The sequence below is a fragment of the Paenibacillus vandeheii genome (assembly GCF_030433635.1).
Classification (GTDB): domain Bacteria; phylum Bacillota; class Bacilli; order Paenibacillales; family Paenibacillaceae; genus Paenibacillus; species Paenibacillus vandeheii.
This window is the reverse complement of record NZ_JAROCD010000011.1, coordinates 114,681-132,088: the sequence shown is the minus strand read 5'-3', so window position 1 is coordinate 132,088 and position 17,408 is coordinate 114,681. Positions and strand designations below refer to the sequence as shown.

General features: G+C 38.5%; 11 protein-coding genes. All 11 read left to right on the top strand.

Features of this window, described 5'->3' with window-relative positions; translation table 11 throughout:
• Positions 1 to 119 precede the first annotated feature (119 nt).
• The 11 genes from P5G61_RS21875 (at position 120) to P5G61_RS21825 (ending at position 17,394) form a co-directional block, all read left to right on the top strand.
• A complete protein-coding gene (locus tag P5G61_RS21875; protein ID WP_024630890.1) occupies positions 120 to 5,447 on the top strand; it encodes an RCC1 domain-containing protein in 5,328 nt (1,775 codons plus the stop codon).
• Positions 5,448 to 5,664: 217 nt separating this feature from the next.
• Positions 5,665 to 6,870 (top strand): hypothetical protein, encoded by a 1,206-nt coding sequence (locus P5G61_RS21870; RefSeq protein ID WP_024630889.1) that lies wholly within the window; start codon positions 5,665 to 5,667, stop codon positions 6,868 to 6,870.
• Between the two features lie 124 nt (positions 6,871 to 6,994).
• Positions 6,995 to 8,416 (top strand): protein kinase domain-containing protein, encoded by a 1,422-nt coding sequence (locus P5G61_RS21865; protein WP_081717995.1) that lies wholly within the window; start codon positions 6,995 to 6,997, stop codon positions 8,414 to 8,416.
• A 272-nt stretch (positions 8,417 to 8,688) separates the two neighbouring features.
• A complete protein-coding gene (locus P5G61_RS21860; RefSeq protein ID WP_024630887.1) occupies positions 8,689 to 9,690 on the top strand; it encodes a stalk domain-containing protein in 1,002 nt (333 codons plus the stop codon).
• Positions 9,691 to 9,936: 246 nt separating this feature from the next.
• Complete coding sequence (locus tag P5G61_RS21855) at positions 9,937 to 10,497, top strand: hypothetical protein (protein WP_024630885.1); 561 nt, start codon at positions 9,937 to 9,939, stop codon at positions 10,495 to 10,497.
• Between the two features lie 557 nt (positions 10,498 to 11,054).
• Positions 11,055 to 12,077 (top strand): SMEK domain-containing protein, encoded by a 1,023-nt coding sequence (locus tag P5G61_RS21850; protein WP_024630884.1) that lies wholly within the window; start codon positions 11,055 to 11,057, stop codon positions 12,075 to 12,077.
• A gap of 776 nt (positions 12,078 to 12,853) precedes the next feature.
• Positions 12,854 to 14,029, top strand: a complete 1,176-nt coding sequence (locus P5G61_RS21845; RefSeq protein ID WP_024630883.1) for a hypothetical protein — start codon at positions 12,854 to 12,856, stop codon at positions 14,027 to 14,029.
• A gap of 508 nt (positions 14,030 to 14,537) precedes the next feature.
• Entirely contained in the window at positions 14,538 to 15,509 is a 972-nt protein-coding gene (locus tag P5G61_RS21840) for a site-2 protease family protein (RefSeq protein ID WP_024630882.1), read from the top strand.
• 80 nt (positions 15,510 to 15,589) lie between these two features.
• Entirely contained in the window at positions 15,590 to 15,982 is a 393-nt protein-coding gene (locus P5G61_RS21835) for a hypothetical protein (RefSeq protein WP_024630881.1), read from the top strand.
• 159 nt (positions 15,983 to 16,141) lie between these two features.
• A complete protein-coding gene (locus P5G61_RS21830; protein WP_024630880.1) occupies positions 16,142 to 17,167 on the top strand; it encodes a hypothetical protein in 1,026 nt (341 codons plus the stop codon).
• On the top strand, positions 17,164 to 17,394 hold the full coding sequence (locus P5G61_RS21825; RefSeq protein WP_024630879.1) for a hypothetical protein: 231 nt from the start codon (positions 17,164 to 17,166) through the stop codon (positions 17,392 to 17,394). Before P5G61_RS21830 ends, P5G61_RS21825 begins: the two co-directional genes overlap by 4 nt.
• Positions 17,395 to 17,408: the final 14 nt, after the last annotated feature.

Genomic DNA, 17,408 nt, shown 5'->3' with positions numbered 1-17,408 from the left:
AAAATGTACCCGTTTGGGGAACATAATGTACTCGTCTGGTTGCCTACAAATCTCGTTAAAACATGTATCATTAAAAGCGATGATAAAAATATTACATAGATGGAGAGTGAAAGCAAGAAATGAAGAAGCGTAGATTTTTGAAAGGGATGTTGTCGGCTGTGATCGCAGCATCCATGCTATCTGGTTCATTTATATACCCAGATAAAACAAGTGCAGCTTCGTCTTTTACAGGAGTCAAGGCTGCTTTAAATTACGACACGACGCTGATCCAAACAAGCGATAACAATTGGTATGGAACGGGTGACAACGCGGAGTACCAACTAGCTACTAATGAACGGACTAATGTTCTGTTTTTTAATCAATTTGGATTGGATAACATTGTTGATGTTGCCTATGGCCAAGACGCTACACTAGCTGTCCGTTCAGATGGACGTGTATATGCCTGGGGCCAATCTATCGGTAGTAGTCGTTTAGGAAATGCTAGTCGCAATGATGTTAATACCCCTCAACTTGTAGAGGGAATCAGTGATGTGATCCAAGTTGCTTCCGGAATCAGCTACTCCATGGCGTTGAAAAGTGACGGCACGGTATGGACCTGGGGCAAAATGTACTGGGAGAGCGAAGACGGAACGAAGCATATCCCAAAACAGGTCGCCGGTCTCACCGATGTCGTACAGATTGTTGCCGGTTATAGAACACCATATGCAATCAAAAGCGACGGAACCCTCTGGGCATGGGGAAGTAATGACTATGGACAGGTTGGAAATGGTGATCGAACTTCAGTCACGGCTCCGGTTCAAGTACTTACAAACGTCAAGAAAGTTGTAAGTCACGAGTTCTCAACGTTGGCGTTAAAGAATGATGGTACGGTTTGGGGCTGGGGAAAGACAGATTATGGACAAACTGGTTATGGAAATTCGTCTGGTAGCATCCTTACTTATGCGACTTCTCCACATAAGTTTGGCACCTTGAATACTGGTGAAGATGCTCAAATTAACGATGTTATTGACATCGCTATATCATCTAGAAGCTCTTTAGTCGTACGTTCGGATGGATCAGTGTGGGGTGCCGGAACAAGTTCTTCCGGTACACTTGCAGATGCAAAAGAAAATACAAATCCACGGCCTGTCCTGGTCAATGATTCATTGAATATTAAAAATATCTATATGGGCTCTTATCATGCTGTTGCTATTGATCATGAAGGAAAAGTCTGGGGTTGGGGTAATAGTTCGGTCGGCCAACTTGGATTCAAACAGAACGCTGTAAAAGTACCCGTATTGCTGAATGTTGCAAACCAGCAACTGGCGGATCCGACTTTTAAAGTGGGCCAAGTGAAGGACAACACAATCGATGTTACCATTACAAATCCAGATTACTATACAACACTTATACTGGAATATCGGTTTAACGGCTCCGGGTGGAAAACGATCAATTCCGGAGATACCATCACTTTATCTGAGAATGGAACACTTGAGGCAAGAGTAACCAATCCACAAGGAACATCGAAAGTTGGAACGTACTTGATTAAGGGGATTGGTAGCAAGCCTGCGAAACCTGAAATGACTGCTAAGTACAGTAATAATGAGATGATAATTCTTTTTACTAGTCCGACAAGTGTTGATGAGTTGAAACTGGAATATCGTTTTAAGAATGGTGAATGGACAACTGTAAACTCTGGTGAAACAGTAACCTTCACAGAGAATGGACTACTTGAAGCCCGTGTCACGAATGAATATGGAGTTTCCTCGGATATTAACGAATTTACGATTAGTGCAATCGATGATTCAGTCCCAGCACCGCCAACCTTTACGCTTAAAGATACGAGTGATAAAGATGGTACGACTACGCTAATCATTAACTGGCCATCTGATGCAACTAAACGTCAATATAGATCAGAGGGTAACGATTATTGGGCTGATTATGGTACTTCGTCTGGGATATACGTTCAAAAAGATACAACTTACTATGCAAGAGCAACTAATCAGTACGGGAAATACTCTGAAGCAAGCTATGTTATTGATTTTCTATATTTAGAAGATAACTATGCTTCAGGTATCGGTAAGGTTTTCTTAGCGGAAGTAATGAAGCAACAGGTTTATATTGATGAAGCAAGAGAATTTGTTGCTAATTTAGCTTTGAAAGATGAAAACAGAGAATCCTTGAATGCACGTCTAGACGCTGTTCAAGAAATCGTTGATCAAAATGATCCTACGTATAAACAGAAGGTACAGGATGCTACAGATGCGGTTATCAAAGCTGAAACATCCAAAACACAGAGCGATGTGGATGCAGCACGCGATAAGGTAGAACTGATTCGTGGAACTGTAAAGGACGAACTTTCTGCTCGTTTAGACGCAGTCCAAACTTGGATTAATGGTGATGCGGATTACGCTAATAAACTTTTGGCGGCCAAAAAAGCCGTTGAAGATGCTGAATCCATACTCGATCAATTTATGATTGATGCTGCACGAGCATCTGTAAGTGAGTTAAAGGAAACAGATAAAAAAGATCTTTCGGATCGTTTGGATGTCGTTCAACAACGATTAGATACTTTTGAAAAAGCACTTGCAGGTGTATTACAAGCTGAACGATCGCTTTCCCAAACAGATGTGGACACAGCCCGTCAATTGGTAAGTGAAATAAGAAGTCCAGCAGACTATGTAAACAAAAATTTATTAAATGAAAGATTAAATAATGTACAAACTGAGATTGATAATAAATATACTCAGCAACTTGCTGAAGCAACCGCTGCTGTAGAAAAGGCCGAGCAAAGTATTTTACAAGTCGACGTCAACGCTGCTCTAATACTAGTTAAGGCCCTTCGTCCAGATGGGATCCAAGGTAATTTGCTAATACGGTTAGGTATTGTTCAAAATTTGATAATAGAAAATTATACTAACCAGATTCGATCCGCTACTATTGCTACAGAAAATGCTGAAGCCTCTTTATTGCAAGCAGAAGTAGATACAGCTAGAGTATTAGTTGCTGTGTTGCGAGATGAAGACCAGACAGATCTTACAGCACGACTCGATGCTGTACAAGTTATTATTGATACCGAAAAGGAATATCAAGTGCAACTTACACATGCAGTTTCAAGCGTAGTAAAAGCTGAGTCTACTAAATCTCAAGAAGATGTAGATACGGCAAGAGGGTTGGTTGAAAAATTGCGTACTAGTGACCAAGAAGCACTTACAGCAAGATTGGATAAAATCCAAACGGAAATTAACGGTGATCAAGAATATACAAAACAACTGGAAGAAGCAATTGAAGCGGTTAACAAGGCGGAATCGACAAAGGATCAAGCCGATCTTGATCATGCTAGAGATCTGGTAGACAAACTGAAAGACAAAGATCAGGTGGACTTATCAGAGCGCCTCGATAATCTTCAAGAGATCATTGATGATTCTTATGAACAAACATTAAAATCGGCTACAGAAGCCGTTGAGAAGGCTGAAACAAGCTTGTTACAAGAGGATGTTACAGCTGCTCGTAACTTAATCAAAGCACTGAGAGCCTATGATAAAGCGACGCTGGGTACACGGCTTGATGTGGTTCAAGAGTTGATCGATTCTAATAAAAACTATCAAGAAAAGCTACAGGAAGCGGAAGATGCTGTAAAGAAGGCAGAATCAACAGTGCTGCAAGATGACCTGGATGATGCGCGTGAACTCGTAAACTCCTTGCTTCCAGTTGATCAAACTGCATTCCAAAGCCGTCTTGATGCGTTGCAAAACATCATTGATGAAAGAGACAAGTACAATAATCAACTGGCTGAAGCAACAAATTCGGTCCGGGTTGCAGAACTGTCTAGAAATCAAGAGGACGTAGATGTTGCTCGAACTCAGGTAGCTGAGCTGAAACCTGAGGATCAATCTAAACTGAATCTTCGGCTGGATAGTGTCCAATCCATTATTGACTTTAAACTGAATCTTGGTCCAGCAAAAGAGGCTGTTTTCAAAGCCGAAGAAAGTCAGCTGCAGACTGATCTGGATACGGCTAAAGGCCTCGTGGACAAGCTCAGAGAAGGTGCATGGAAATCTTATCTGGTTGAAATTCTTAACGATGTTCAATTGAAGATTACGACTGTAGGAGAAAGCCAGGATGCAATCAATGCTGCAAAAGAGAAATTAAGTGCAGCTGAGAGTTCGAAAAAACAAGCGGATCTGACGAAGGCTAAAACAGCTATTGATGCTTTGCCGGCAAGTATGGAGAAAAATGCACTAACAGAGAGCTTAGCTAAGCTGCAGGCCGAAGTGAGCCTCACAAAAGCCGTACAGAATGCTAATTTAGCTGTAACCCGTGCAACAAGTGCAAAAACGTGGGATACCTATTATTATGCCCTAGCCTTGGTAAATCCTCTTCCGGATTCATCTAAGAGCGATATGCTAACAAAACTTGAAGCTCTTAAAACGAAGATAGATACTACTCGCACAGATGATGAGTTGATCATGGACGCTGAAACACTTGTAGAATTTGCTGAAACTAGCTTGCTAGAAAACGACTATGAATTAGCATCTGTTGCAGTGGGTCAGCTGAAAACAAGTTCAAGAAAAACACAACTTAATAAACGTATCACTGCAATCAAAAATGGTTTGGTTAAACAAAACTTAAAAATGACACGGTTCGAAGTAAAAACACAGACCAAAAACACGAATACACTTGTGTGGGATAAAGTTGATGGAGCTACTGGTTATAAGCTGGAACGCATGCTTAACGGAGCTGTTCTTAAAACCTACAATCTGACAACGCAAAGTACGTACAAGGATGTTGGATTGGAGTTAAATACAGAATACAGTTATCGAATTACTCCAAAAGCAGGTTCCATCCTGGGAGAACCGAAAGAAATAGTCGCTAGTAAATTTGTTGTAGACCTGCCACCTGTACCTACACTGGTCTCTGCTTCCGTTGATGAAGATGGTGTGTTGCATGTTACAGGGACTGGGCAGGATCAATACACATTGTATTATGTCGTACACAATGAAAAAGGTGTACAACAGACAAGAGCATCCCTAGTGAGTGGTGAAGAGAAGACGTACGTATTTAACACTGCTGGTGTATACACTGTAAAGGTTGAGGCATACAGCACTTCTGGGAAAGTATCTTCCTACTCAGAAGCCAAAACGGTTACTGTACTTTCTTCCATGATTGAACCACCGGTTGCCAGTGACGTGCAGTACTCTGCACAGGTTGAAGGTGATTACGTGGTATTCACTGCTTCAGTAGCTAATAATGTAGATGGTGTTGCTCAGAAGTTTACTTTTGAAGTCCGTGATCCGGAAGATAAACGTTTCACGTATGGAGTGGGTAAACTAGTCGATGATCGTATCTTATATACATTTAAGCGTTCTGCCTCAAGTATGATTCCTGGTGAATATACGCTTTTGATTAAAGGCAAACGAGGATCAACATCTGGTGAGGCTGCTGAATTCGTATTTAATGTGAACTAATTTTTTTAAAGGAGCACTCACTCTTTCTCTAATTATAAGAGATCTGAGTTGAGTGCTTCTTTTTAAATCAATTTAGCACCTCATTAAATAGAGATAATGGTTGAAAGCTAACTGAGTGTTTTCCTATGCACTAAACGTTTCGTCTATTCATAATATCGAATTAAATGACGATATATCAGTTGTAAATCCTACAAAATTATAGAGAAGGTGACTTTTTTTGAAACGTGCACACGGTTTACTCGCATTCGTAATTGTTTTATTTGTTTGCAGCCTCAATCCAAGCAGTGTATCTGCCAACCAATTTGCAAGTCTGCCCAAGCCGGATTGGACATTTTCAGTTCCAGAAGAACACACTTACATGTCGAATAGCAACGTTAGAATTACTGATACAACGTACAATTATTTGAGCATGGACAACCAGATGTACATTCTTAACAAAAAGACCGGCAAACTAATGTCCAGCACCAGCTATACAGCAGGAACTAATCTTAGCTTTAGCTTCTTCGGTACATACGCGCAAGTCGATAAAAATGGTACAGTGTATATTCTCACACCGATCAAAAATGCGGCTGGGGTTGTAAAACAGCGTTTAAGAGCTTATCACCCGGACGGACATGTGCTATGGGATAAGTACTTTAATGAGAAGATACGTTCGTTGTCGGGAGTGTCATTGATGCCTGACGGTAACCTGTTTGTATACCTGGAGACAGCCTCTGATCGTGTTATTAGTTACCGGTACAACCCAAAAGGTAAGTTTTTGGGCAAGAATACTTGGAATGCATCGATATATTACGGCTTTGTAGATGGTTATCTGCAGACCATTAATAGGACAAGCAAAACTTCAAGTCGTATGACTTATTATGATTCAAAATTAAAAGAACAATTTCGATATAATTTTGATTTCAAAGAAGGAGTATTTGCTGGCCTGGGTTATGACGGATATCTATATTTAGAAAAAAACCTTGGCAACAATGTTACGAGCTTTACGGCAAAAACAAAAGAGGGCAAAGTAGCTTGGACTAAAAAGATAAGTAACTTAATTTACCGAGAAGGTCAGAACAATTCAGAGCGTGTAAGTAAGGATGTGTTTTCATTTGGATTTACAGGAATTCTATCTAATGGCAACTTTATTTTTATAGACCGTAAAGGTGTTATGCAAACAGTTAAGGCTTCTGCAAAGAGCTATCAGACGGCATCAGATGGTACAGTGATGCTGGTCGAGGATTCTCAAGTATCCATCTATCAGGCAAGCAAGTCGGCGACAACCAAATTAAAATTGTTGCATACCATGAATACCTCTGAAATCGATGGTTCTCCGTTCTCGTTTGTGTATGAGGGTGGAGGTATTCTATATTACATGAACGACAGCAGTCAGATTACTCGATATGATTTAAACAAGTCGCCTGTTGCTATCGTAAAGTAGTAGTTTTATAAGCTAACTAGGACTACAACTCAATATAACTAACGAAGCAGCTATCCACGTGGATTAGCTGCTTTTGTTCAACTAGAGGACAGGATAATAACAGCGTCGCATTGAATATAATAAATTGATTGATGGCATTCATGGTAATGCCTATACATGTAAGGAGATGGAGCAAATGCCTACATACCTAGTCAAGAAAAGATTCTGGGATGATGAAAAGAATCTGGACCAAGAAACTAGTGTCAAAGTGACAAACGATAGAAATGAGGCTGTAACAGCATTTAAAGAAATTCTTATCTGTGCTAGAAACTTAATGAATCAGGATGCGGATACTAAGGATAAAATGACAAGAAACGAATGTGGAATCCAGGCATTATTATTCAAAGATGGGTGTCATCATGAGAAGGTACAGGGACATTTTGTAGAAAAGACATTTGTTTTTGTCCACCCCGAAGAGAATGTTGTAAACATTGAGGAGGATATGGTTACTTTTTCAGACCGAAAGATAGTTTCCTTTTTAGGGGCGGGAATAAATGGATTTGTGTTGGAATGCATAGACACACGTTTAGATTCAGCCCTAGCAATAAAAGTATGGCTGAAAGATGAGAAGGCATTGTTAGAGTCAAAAAAGTTAAAAAAAGCTGAACATCCTAATGTGGTAAATATAAAGTATTCTGGAGTTTCGGAAGGGTACATCTATGCAGAGCTAGATCTCATCAACGGTATGACTTTGAGGAATTGGTTAAAAAATCATCCCTCTTTTCATGAGAGAGCTTTGGTAGCGAAGCAAATAATCGAAACTCTTGATCATATTCATGATCAGAATATATATCACGGAGATCTGCATTCAGATAACATCATCATAACACCCATTCAAAAGATTAAAATTCTTGATTTCGGAACATCAGTTAAAAGTGGAAAAAAACTTTCCAATCATCGCGCTGCATGGATTTTGGCGCAAACCATGTATGAGTTGCTAAAACCAGAAATAGATCCACATCTGGACCTTCTTAGTGATCACATACAGGACTTTATAAAAGAAAAAAGATGGAGAGAAATCAAAAAAAATTATTTTAGTAAGAAATTATCTTCATTGGTGTATCCTGCTGATTATGTTAATGCTAGTTTCGACTTTATGGTTGAGTTTTTAATGGCAAAAAGTTTTTACACAGACCGGATTATTAATGTACCTTTAATGTCAGACTTAGCAACCTTCTTAATGCGCTCTCCATTCATAAAGTATAAAAATCTCTTTAATCACCTAAGTTCCAATTGCAAGGAAACGGAGATAAAGGCGTTTGTGGCTAGTATGTATTTTTCCACTAGTTTTGATAATGAGGAAGGTATGGATGATGCTCTATTCCAATTGTTACAGCGGACAAGCAACGAACTTTCAGGACCATATGGATTTCTCGATGATGAGGAATATTATAAGATCCATAACGTAATGTTCTTTAAACATCGTGAGGAGTATAAGGCCTGGAGAAAGTTTCATATGAGCGAGATGAAAAAACTTGGAATTACCGAAAGTCTTACAAAAACCTGAAATTAACCGAATTCTCCATTTTGTTATAAAGTGTCAATTAGCCAAAGGGAACGTTAGCTCAATGAGTGGTCTGTTAGTTTAACAGACTACTCTTTTTTTGTTGCTAGACCCATTTATTCTATGCACAGTTGAGGATAATGAATTGCACACCACTCATGTATAGAAACATAACCAAAAAAAAAAATTATAATTAATTAATGTAATACATGATTTACATAGTGCGTATAAATGGATTACAATTGATAGAGAAAATACTTCCTGGAGGTAAATTGATGACAATTAGAAGAATGGCGGTGCTGCTATCCATAAGTACTGCTTTATTAACAACGGCTTGCTCAGCACCAAATATACAACAAGTGTTTGCTCAAGAAGACGCCCCAGTACATATCCTTATTAATGGAGTATCACAAGAGTTAGCTGGCTCTAAACCATTTAAAATTGGAGAAATTACTATGGTACCGGTAAGAAAAATACTTGAACCATTGGGTGCCGAAATCAAGTACCAAGATAACACGATGGATGCCCTTATAAAAATTCAGAATGGCCAAGAAATAATAGTTCATTCTGGATCAGGCGTTGGTGAGAATGCCGGCTCACGTTACATTTTGTTCAATGGAGAACGAAAGGATATGGGTAGCCCGGCAGTACTGATTAATAAGGAAACGTTTGTACCGATCACCTTCGTGGAGACAATCGGAGGTACTGTTCACTGGGTATCCATGGGTCAAACAGTCGATGTAAATCTTCCTGAACTAAATGAGGTGACTACGCAGGACGTACGAATCTTTACGAATGATGGTTGGGCTATACCAGGGAATAGTGGTATGAAGATAAATTGGGGAAGTAAGTATGTTGGACAGATGAATCAATCGGACAAACCAAATGGACAGGGAACGTTGCTCTCACAGAAATTAGATATCGTATATACGGGTACCTGGTTAAATGGTCTCCCGAATGGAGAAGGAACCGTGAACCTATCAAGCGATGGTAAGATAAAAATCAAAGGTCTATTTAATAAAGGTGAGATTGTAAGCGGCGTACTTTCTGCAAATGGATCTGCCTTCTTTGAGGGGACATTCGGGCGTCAATCTCTTAAAGAAGGGGCCTTATTACTACCGGATAAGAGAGTCTTTAAAGGAACCATATCTGATGACCAAAAGATAGGTGTTGGGTCATTGACTAACCGCGAAGGAAAGGTACTTTATGAGGGTAAAATCGGCTTCAGCGGAACAATTGTGACCAACGATTTTTCATACCAGAGACTAGAGGGGTAGGGGATAACTTATCCCTTTTTCCTTAGCTCATAAGAGAGTGTTTTAACACTGAAGTGATGGGGAGGGAGAGTATGGGGAATACGAGCGAATACAATCTCGGCAAGAAACTGGCGCAGTATAAAAATACTACGTAAGTATTGTATATTACAAAGCCAGGAAAAAGAGGCGATTTTACCTTCCCTTAGCCATTTAATCAACCCTAATTTTCTGCAAGGAGGAAGAGAAATCATGCATTGCAGCAGGATTATGTTTACCATCATTATTTCCGCTCTCCTTGGTGGGTGCACCGTAAATGGCCCGCTAAGCGCGTACGAAATCCATGATACACAGGCCAAGGAAGCCCCAATATCCAACCCTACAACGGAGCAAACCATAGAAGTTTCCCAGCCATCAAATGAAACAACTGCAGACATTGCCGAACCTTCATTAAGTGTAGAAGAAATCGCGATGGTTGTAGCCCAAGACTTGAGAAACATTGATTATGAAGATACTTCCGAATACATGAATGGATCCAACGCCTACCTTTCACCTGGTTATCAAGCTGCTTTCAGTCAGTTAAAAATTAGGAATGAACAAATTGCTAAATCGAGAAAGATCGTACGTGAGCTTTACGATTTAGAGGTTGACCCATCTTCCGTCCAAAAGAGTGATACCACTGCGGTACTAAAAGTAGTTGCATCAGAACAAGGAAGCGAGATGGGCGATGAATTTGATCATGATTTATCCATTCATGTTCACTTTTTCAGAGAAAGGTCACTCCGACCATGGAAGGTAGCAGATGTTACATTTGATATAGCGGTTGAGTAAAGAGTTCAATGTTTCAATCGAGAATTTTTGCATTCCGAAGAAAAGGGAGGTGATTGCCTGTAACAGGTTTTTGCATGATCACCAGAAGATTGTCTGCATTAGCACGGTCGGTGCTAAATATATTGAGAATCTATATATTGATCAAACGTCGTAGACAGCAAGCCAAAACGAAAAAACCACCGACTAAGGTTGGGACCTGATGGTGGTTTTTTGATGAAGTTATTCCAGAGCAAATTGCCGTGACCCGGTTACATCAACACAACAACTTGATAACTCGTCGGTCTTAACTGTTACAGCAGTGAAGGCCTTTTACGTTTTCATTATACCCTTACAAGTCCGATTCAATTTAAGAAGTATACAAAACAATGAGTGTTCTGGATTATTCTATAACGACTTTTCATTAAAATAAAGGACAGTCACTTTTGAACCTGACAAAATGTAATTGTTTGTCATCTGCTATTCCATAGATTAATATTGAGAATATTGATATTTACTGAATAATTAAAATTAACGCATGAAAAAAAGAAAAATAATATAATTTGGGGAGGCATTTAGAAATGCTAACGAGAGGAAAAATACTAGGGGATATACTAGACGGGCTTGGACAATTAAGTTTCGTTCTTCAAACCAGAAGTAGTTTAGGTCTTACTGATTTAAACAAATATTGTGAGGATTTCATCAAAGAACTGGTGAATTTAATCTACGGGTATAACTTAGTTAACCTAAATACCTCAAGATCAAATGAACCAGGATTAGATTTGGGGGATGAAGTTCAGAGGCTGGGTATCCAAGTAACTACTGATAAAAGTTCAAGCAAGGTAAACTTAACTCTAGAAAAGATAACTACGGATCAAAAATCGCGGTATGATCGTTATATTATTCTTATTTTAGGATCAAAGCAACGTAGTTACTCCATCAATTCTGAACTCGCAACCGAACTTCAATTTGTTGCTGAGAATGATATCTGGGATTTTAATGATTTAGAAAGAATTCTGCTTACCCTTCCAGTTGAAAAAGTTAAACAGGTGTATGACTTGCTTCAAAGTGATCTTATTAGACTATTTAGTGATTTTGAGATTGGGACGACACCATCGGGAGAATCGACATCTTTATTAGACCGGCTAGAACAACGACCTACCTACCTATACAACGGTTGCGAAAGATTAGTTGAACATATTAACCAAAAAGAGACTGTTAGTTTAAATATTCCAATAATCAATGAAGCATTTAACAGACTTATTAAACAATTATCAGAGTTACCAAGAATAACTCGCGAGTTTTTTTATGCTTTACTTGTACGCTCGGAATATGTTAAGGGCAAAGATGCTTTAGGAATTAGAGAAACTTTAATCAGAAGACTACTACCCATTTCTGAGACAAGGTTTAATGAAGAATTAGACTTACTCAGTGCGTATGACTTAGCTTACTTAGAAGAAGTGAATGACAATGACTACAGAATTTTATTCAGTGGTGTTTGTTTAAACGAACATTGTTTATTGAACTTGTTACATTATACAAGAGATAACGATTACGATTTAAAGAGTATAATTGTTAACTTAGATTTTAGTTGTTTAGGTTGAAAACAGATGTAACAATGTTTCATTGAACAGATAGAAAAATCCATCAACTGGAGGAAGTTCAGGGGGGACAACCCCTGCCGACTGAGAGCGTTACCCTCAAGGGGCACAGCGAACAACTTAAGCAGCACACCAATTTGCCTACAATTACAATGCAGTAGCTTGTGAAAATAAGGAACGTTAGTTCAAAATAAATATTTATCTGATGTTTATTAGAACGATACATAAATAAATAAAAGTAGAGTGTAATCAATGAAAAAAAATGTGTTTATCTTGATATACAATTTAATGACTGTTATAATTGACATCAGTAGAAATGAAACCATTTTAAAAGATCTCTTCATTAGATAAAGCAGGAGATAATAGTTACAAAAAATTTAGTACCTATTTGAAGGGTTCATTCTAAAAGTGCTGTATTCTATGAATAACTTAGCATGCTCATGCTTTGCAACAAGAAAGATACGACCATGTTATACGGTAACTCTCTAGTTGTGATTCTAGCGAAGGTCATCTTTTTCATTTACGAGACCACCATACGCACATGCTAATCAGCAAGTGCGTTTTCATTTTCAAAAAAAATACATAAAAAAAAACCCAACCTATTTCTAGTAGAGGAGAGTTTTGACCGACCAACCTCTATTAGAAATTCACCTGGCAGGGTTTTGTAAGGAAACGAAACTTATTGAGATTATTTTATCATATTTTTTTCGATTTTCCAAGCAAAACCCTTTATTTTTCTATGCCGCTTCTTAGGTTGTGAGGAGAAAGGGATTCTTAAAATGAAACATTCGGTAGAAATGTTTAAAGCTTCAAATACTACGTACGATACTCCAAAGAAACTTCAATTCAAACTGCTCCTCGGGAATATCGCTGCTTACAATGGCGAGATCCCATTAACACGAAATGAAATTAAAGATAGGCTTTCCATATCTGTTTCCGCATTAAAACGAATTATATCTGAATCAAAATATACAGGAGAAATCTACGAGAAGGATGGTAGGCTTTTTGTAAATCCATCATCGATTGTTGATTACAGCGGTACAGACACAGCCCTCTATGTGAAGTATTTCAAATTCTTATCCTCACCTGAATTTATGGCGGAGGATCGTCGTGTTCAACGATTTGTTCTGGACATGCTATGTCAGCATGTTTATTTACCCAGTAGAAAATACGTCACATATGTTAAAAACCTCATCTCGTCTGGCACTCGTGATTCCGGTACGTTCAATGTTCGAACCGTTGGAGAAATGAATAGCATTATTGAAAAAGCCGGCAAGTATCTCAATTTACGGTTGGAATGTAGGCAAAAAAGAGATTGGCTTGTCGTCGTACATGGATTGAATCCTGAATTTGAAGAAATGGGCTCTTTCGATAGTGAAGGAGCTCTGCTTTGGGTTTCTCAAAAAATGTACGCTGCTGGCTTTGTTGTAGAAGTCATCGACCAACGAGTTAAAAATCAGTTGGCAAAAGTCATGGAGTACTATTATAGCCAAGTGGGTTATGACCTGGCATACAATATTTTTGTTGGAGCTCTTGATGATCTACTGTATTCATCTGCCTTTCACTCTATGATTTACTCAGAAATTCAAGATGAGAAACAGCTAGATGAGATTTCCGCTTATTTCAAAAATGTAGCTGAATCATCAGAACGATTTGTTGCATTAGGTATCACATTAGAATACGATTTAACATCTTCATTAATAGAAGATGCTTCACGGATTGCAAAAAAAGAAGGGAAGGATCCGAACAAGATCAAAGAGCTTCTCGATGCTAAAGCACACCGAAATAACTTAGAGAAGAAATTACACCTTATTGAATCCATGTGGATCCATGCTTTGCAAAGGGGTAATCGTTCTATCTATCTCAACCAGCGCGATTCAAAACTCCAAACGGTTCTTCATAAGATGAAAGATCTCCAAAGTTTAATGTACGAATTTTGGCTGGCTGAAAACTAAAAGAATGTTGAGATGTCTCATGTTTGTTTCATAATTATCAAAAAAACGGTACTAACCAATTAAATTTCAAAAATACTAAAAAACTAAATCAGTTTTTTATATCCTTTTAGGTTGTGGATAACGAGTATAAGCATGTGTTACCTGATAATCATATTTGTTGGTAATATCAAACATGTTGTGTTGATGGATTGCTTAACATGGGTTTAATGATTACTTTGGTTATCCGTTGAATATGTGGATTGGGATTGCTGTTTTATACGTTGCCTATCATGAATTGATTAAGTAGGAAAAAAATAGAGCGATACCCGGAAACCTGCGCTGTGCAAGGGCTAGTAGGGTTCTTTTCCATTCCTTAATGGTATTAATTTATTGTTTTAATTAATGATATTAATCAATGGGTTTGAAGATGGCATTTTATAATGCTTCAAAATATCCTCCTCCTCAAAGTCATGAAAAATTACTATAGGCAATCATTTTTCTCACTACCAGAGTATTTAGGAGGAAATAGATGATACTTTCCATTTTGGCCGTTGTTATGATATTCATGTTGCTGGTTATCTCCCATGAATTTGGCCATTTTATAATCGCGAAAAAAGCTAATGTAGGATGCCCAGAATTCTCTATAGGAATGGGCCCCAGACTATTTTCTTTTACGATGAAACAAACTAGATTTGTCCTACGCTTATTTCCGATTGGTGGTTATGTACGAATGGCCGGGGACGATGAAACCTACTTTATTATTGATCAGGAGCTTTACCTTGATAAAAATGAAGAAGGAATAGTTGCCATTTATGATAGGGTTAATGACGATCAAGATCTGGAGAAGGTGTTAATCAAAAAACTAGATCACAAACATCGGAAATTAACATTTTTAAATGGTGAGGATCTGTATACGCTCCCTCTCAGTGAGAATGCCTATATATGCGTTGGCAAAAGAAGAAGGATCATCCCGGTATCTAACTATGATTCATTATTATCAAGTAAATCATCTATTCAAAAGTTAAGTATTCTTTTAGCTGGTCCATTAGCAAATATCCTGGTGGCACTTGCTCTTATCTTGTTGACCAATATCTTGTTTTCCTATTTTTCGTCTATGAACGTGTTTGAAAAGACATTGAAGGATGCCTGGCATTACTCTACTATCTTGATTTACGGTTTAAAGGACATCATTTTAGGGAACGAAGCGTTATCTAACCTATCAGGTCCTGCAGGAGTAATGAAACAGACATTCGATATAGCAAGTTATTCAACGATTCAAAATTTAATGATTTGGGCCGCAATCATGAATCTCAATGTAGCCATTTTCAACTTGCTGCCCTTGCCGGCTCTGGATGGTGGTAGAGTTCTCGTAACTTTGATTGGAATGGTTCGTCCAATCTCTGCAGAAAAAGAGGGCTGGATACACTTTGCAGGATTTCTATTAATGATCGGACTAACGATATTAGCCACTTGGAATGACATCATTAAATTTCTTCAATGATTTGATAGAGTTGTAATATTTAAAAACAGACTTATGCTTCATGTATAGAATATCCAACATCATTTCAGGAGGTTATTACCATGAATTCAACATTTAAAGAAACACCAGCAATTACAAATGTAACAGGTCTACAACTTTGTGTAGAATCTAGTGATTATTCGATCCGACGCCAAGTCTTAACTGGACCAGACTTATTTCAAGACACGCACCAAACGTTTCAACCTGATTCAGATGAGGTGTTAGCCACAGTTCTTGTTCAACCATCACTCCCTCAGGAGCAAGCATTAGAATTAGCTAAACTCATGGCAGCAGCTCCAGATTTGTTCAAAGCACTCAAGCAGTTAAGTGAAATAGTCGATTTAAGCTCAAGTGAGCCTCACGAAGAACTGTATCAAACAACGAAATCTGAGTTGAGCGCTGCACTCACATTATGCAAGGACGCTCTAGACAAGGCTTCCTCGTACACATATTAATTCCCACTTTCTCTTTATCCGGTAATGAGCACCTCCCGGCACGAATGGAGCTCCAAGCCAACTTTATCGTTGGAGATGTGCTTTTAAAGCTCATTTTAAAGCTCATCAAATATAAATGGAGATCAGCACTTCTGATGATAAATCAGAAGGAGACTGATTATGGATATAGTAAATCGATTTACTCACTATAAAATTCGTTTTTCAAATGAATCTGTATCGCTCGATGAGCTGAATAGAATAAAAATTCATTTCCAACTGCTTAACGACCGATATATTGATCTTAAGGTTCACTTTAATCAAGCGTCTGGGCAAATCTTGTATATCGAGGCACCCATTAACGTAGAAGAAGCTGACCTTAAGGAATTAACTATGCAACATTGGCAGGTTGCCAGAGTAGACACACTGAGTGATCTAAAACTGCGACCGCTTCTGCAGTATTTTACAAACCATAATCAACAATGGTACGTGTTCTGTTGCCTGCCGTTTGGTAACCAGAGTCAAGCGACGTTACAAATCCGCAACATCCAAGAAAACAATCCTAATGTCACGTTTGCCCCGGAGCTTTCGATTTATCGTGATATGTCATTCATTATGGACAATGCTCCTGCAGAAGTAGCCGAATTAATATTTTACTCATTTAAAGAATACGTAGATAACAATGATCTTTCTGATCCTATAGTTGACGCTGCTACATCCTATGCACAGTATTACCGGAGACTTCGGACGATTTCTCAGCTGGCCATGCGTAAGAATATCGTTCCGAAATTCACCACGCTTCACGGCAAGCCCATCTTTGAAAAAAAGAATTATTTCATTGAAAGAGCTCGATTTTCAAAGCCAACTTATGTAGGAAGCCAATTTGAGAACAAAAATGTCATTCTTAGTAGCCGTCATTCTCACAACACTAATCAAAGCCAGTATGTAGATGTGATCCTCTTTAGTGTCATACAGTATGGATATATGACTGAGCAGCTATCCGTCTATGTAGATCCTTCTTTCTTTGATACACCAGAAGTCACCTCTGAACTCATTTCATATTTTAGAGAGAACTATCATCTAGATTCTTCTTATGAACTTCGTATGCTTTTTGATATTTTCCCAATTCGTTCATCCAAAGAGACCGGTACATACTTACTACCATCATTTCCTGTAGAATGTTCTTATATGGGGAGTGGGTCAGAATGATGAAAGAATTCTTTAAAAGCAGATCAGGATTATATTTGAAGAACATCTCGGGTTACGTTGTTACTGTTGTACTTTGCAGCCTTATTTTTGGTATCGATATCCCCTGGCTAACGGTGTTATTGTTTGCAGTTGTCTTCATCATCGTAATTGAGATGGACATCGCCATAAAAAAGAAGCGTAAACAGACCCGAGAGAAACGAGTGAGTTCCGACAATGCTTCTGAGTAACCAATAGTGGACAG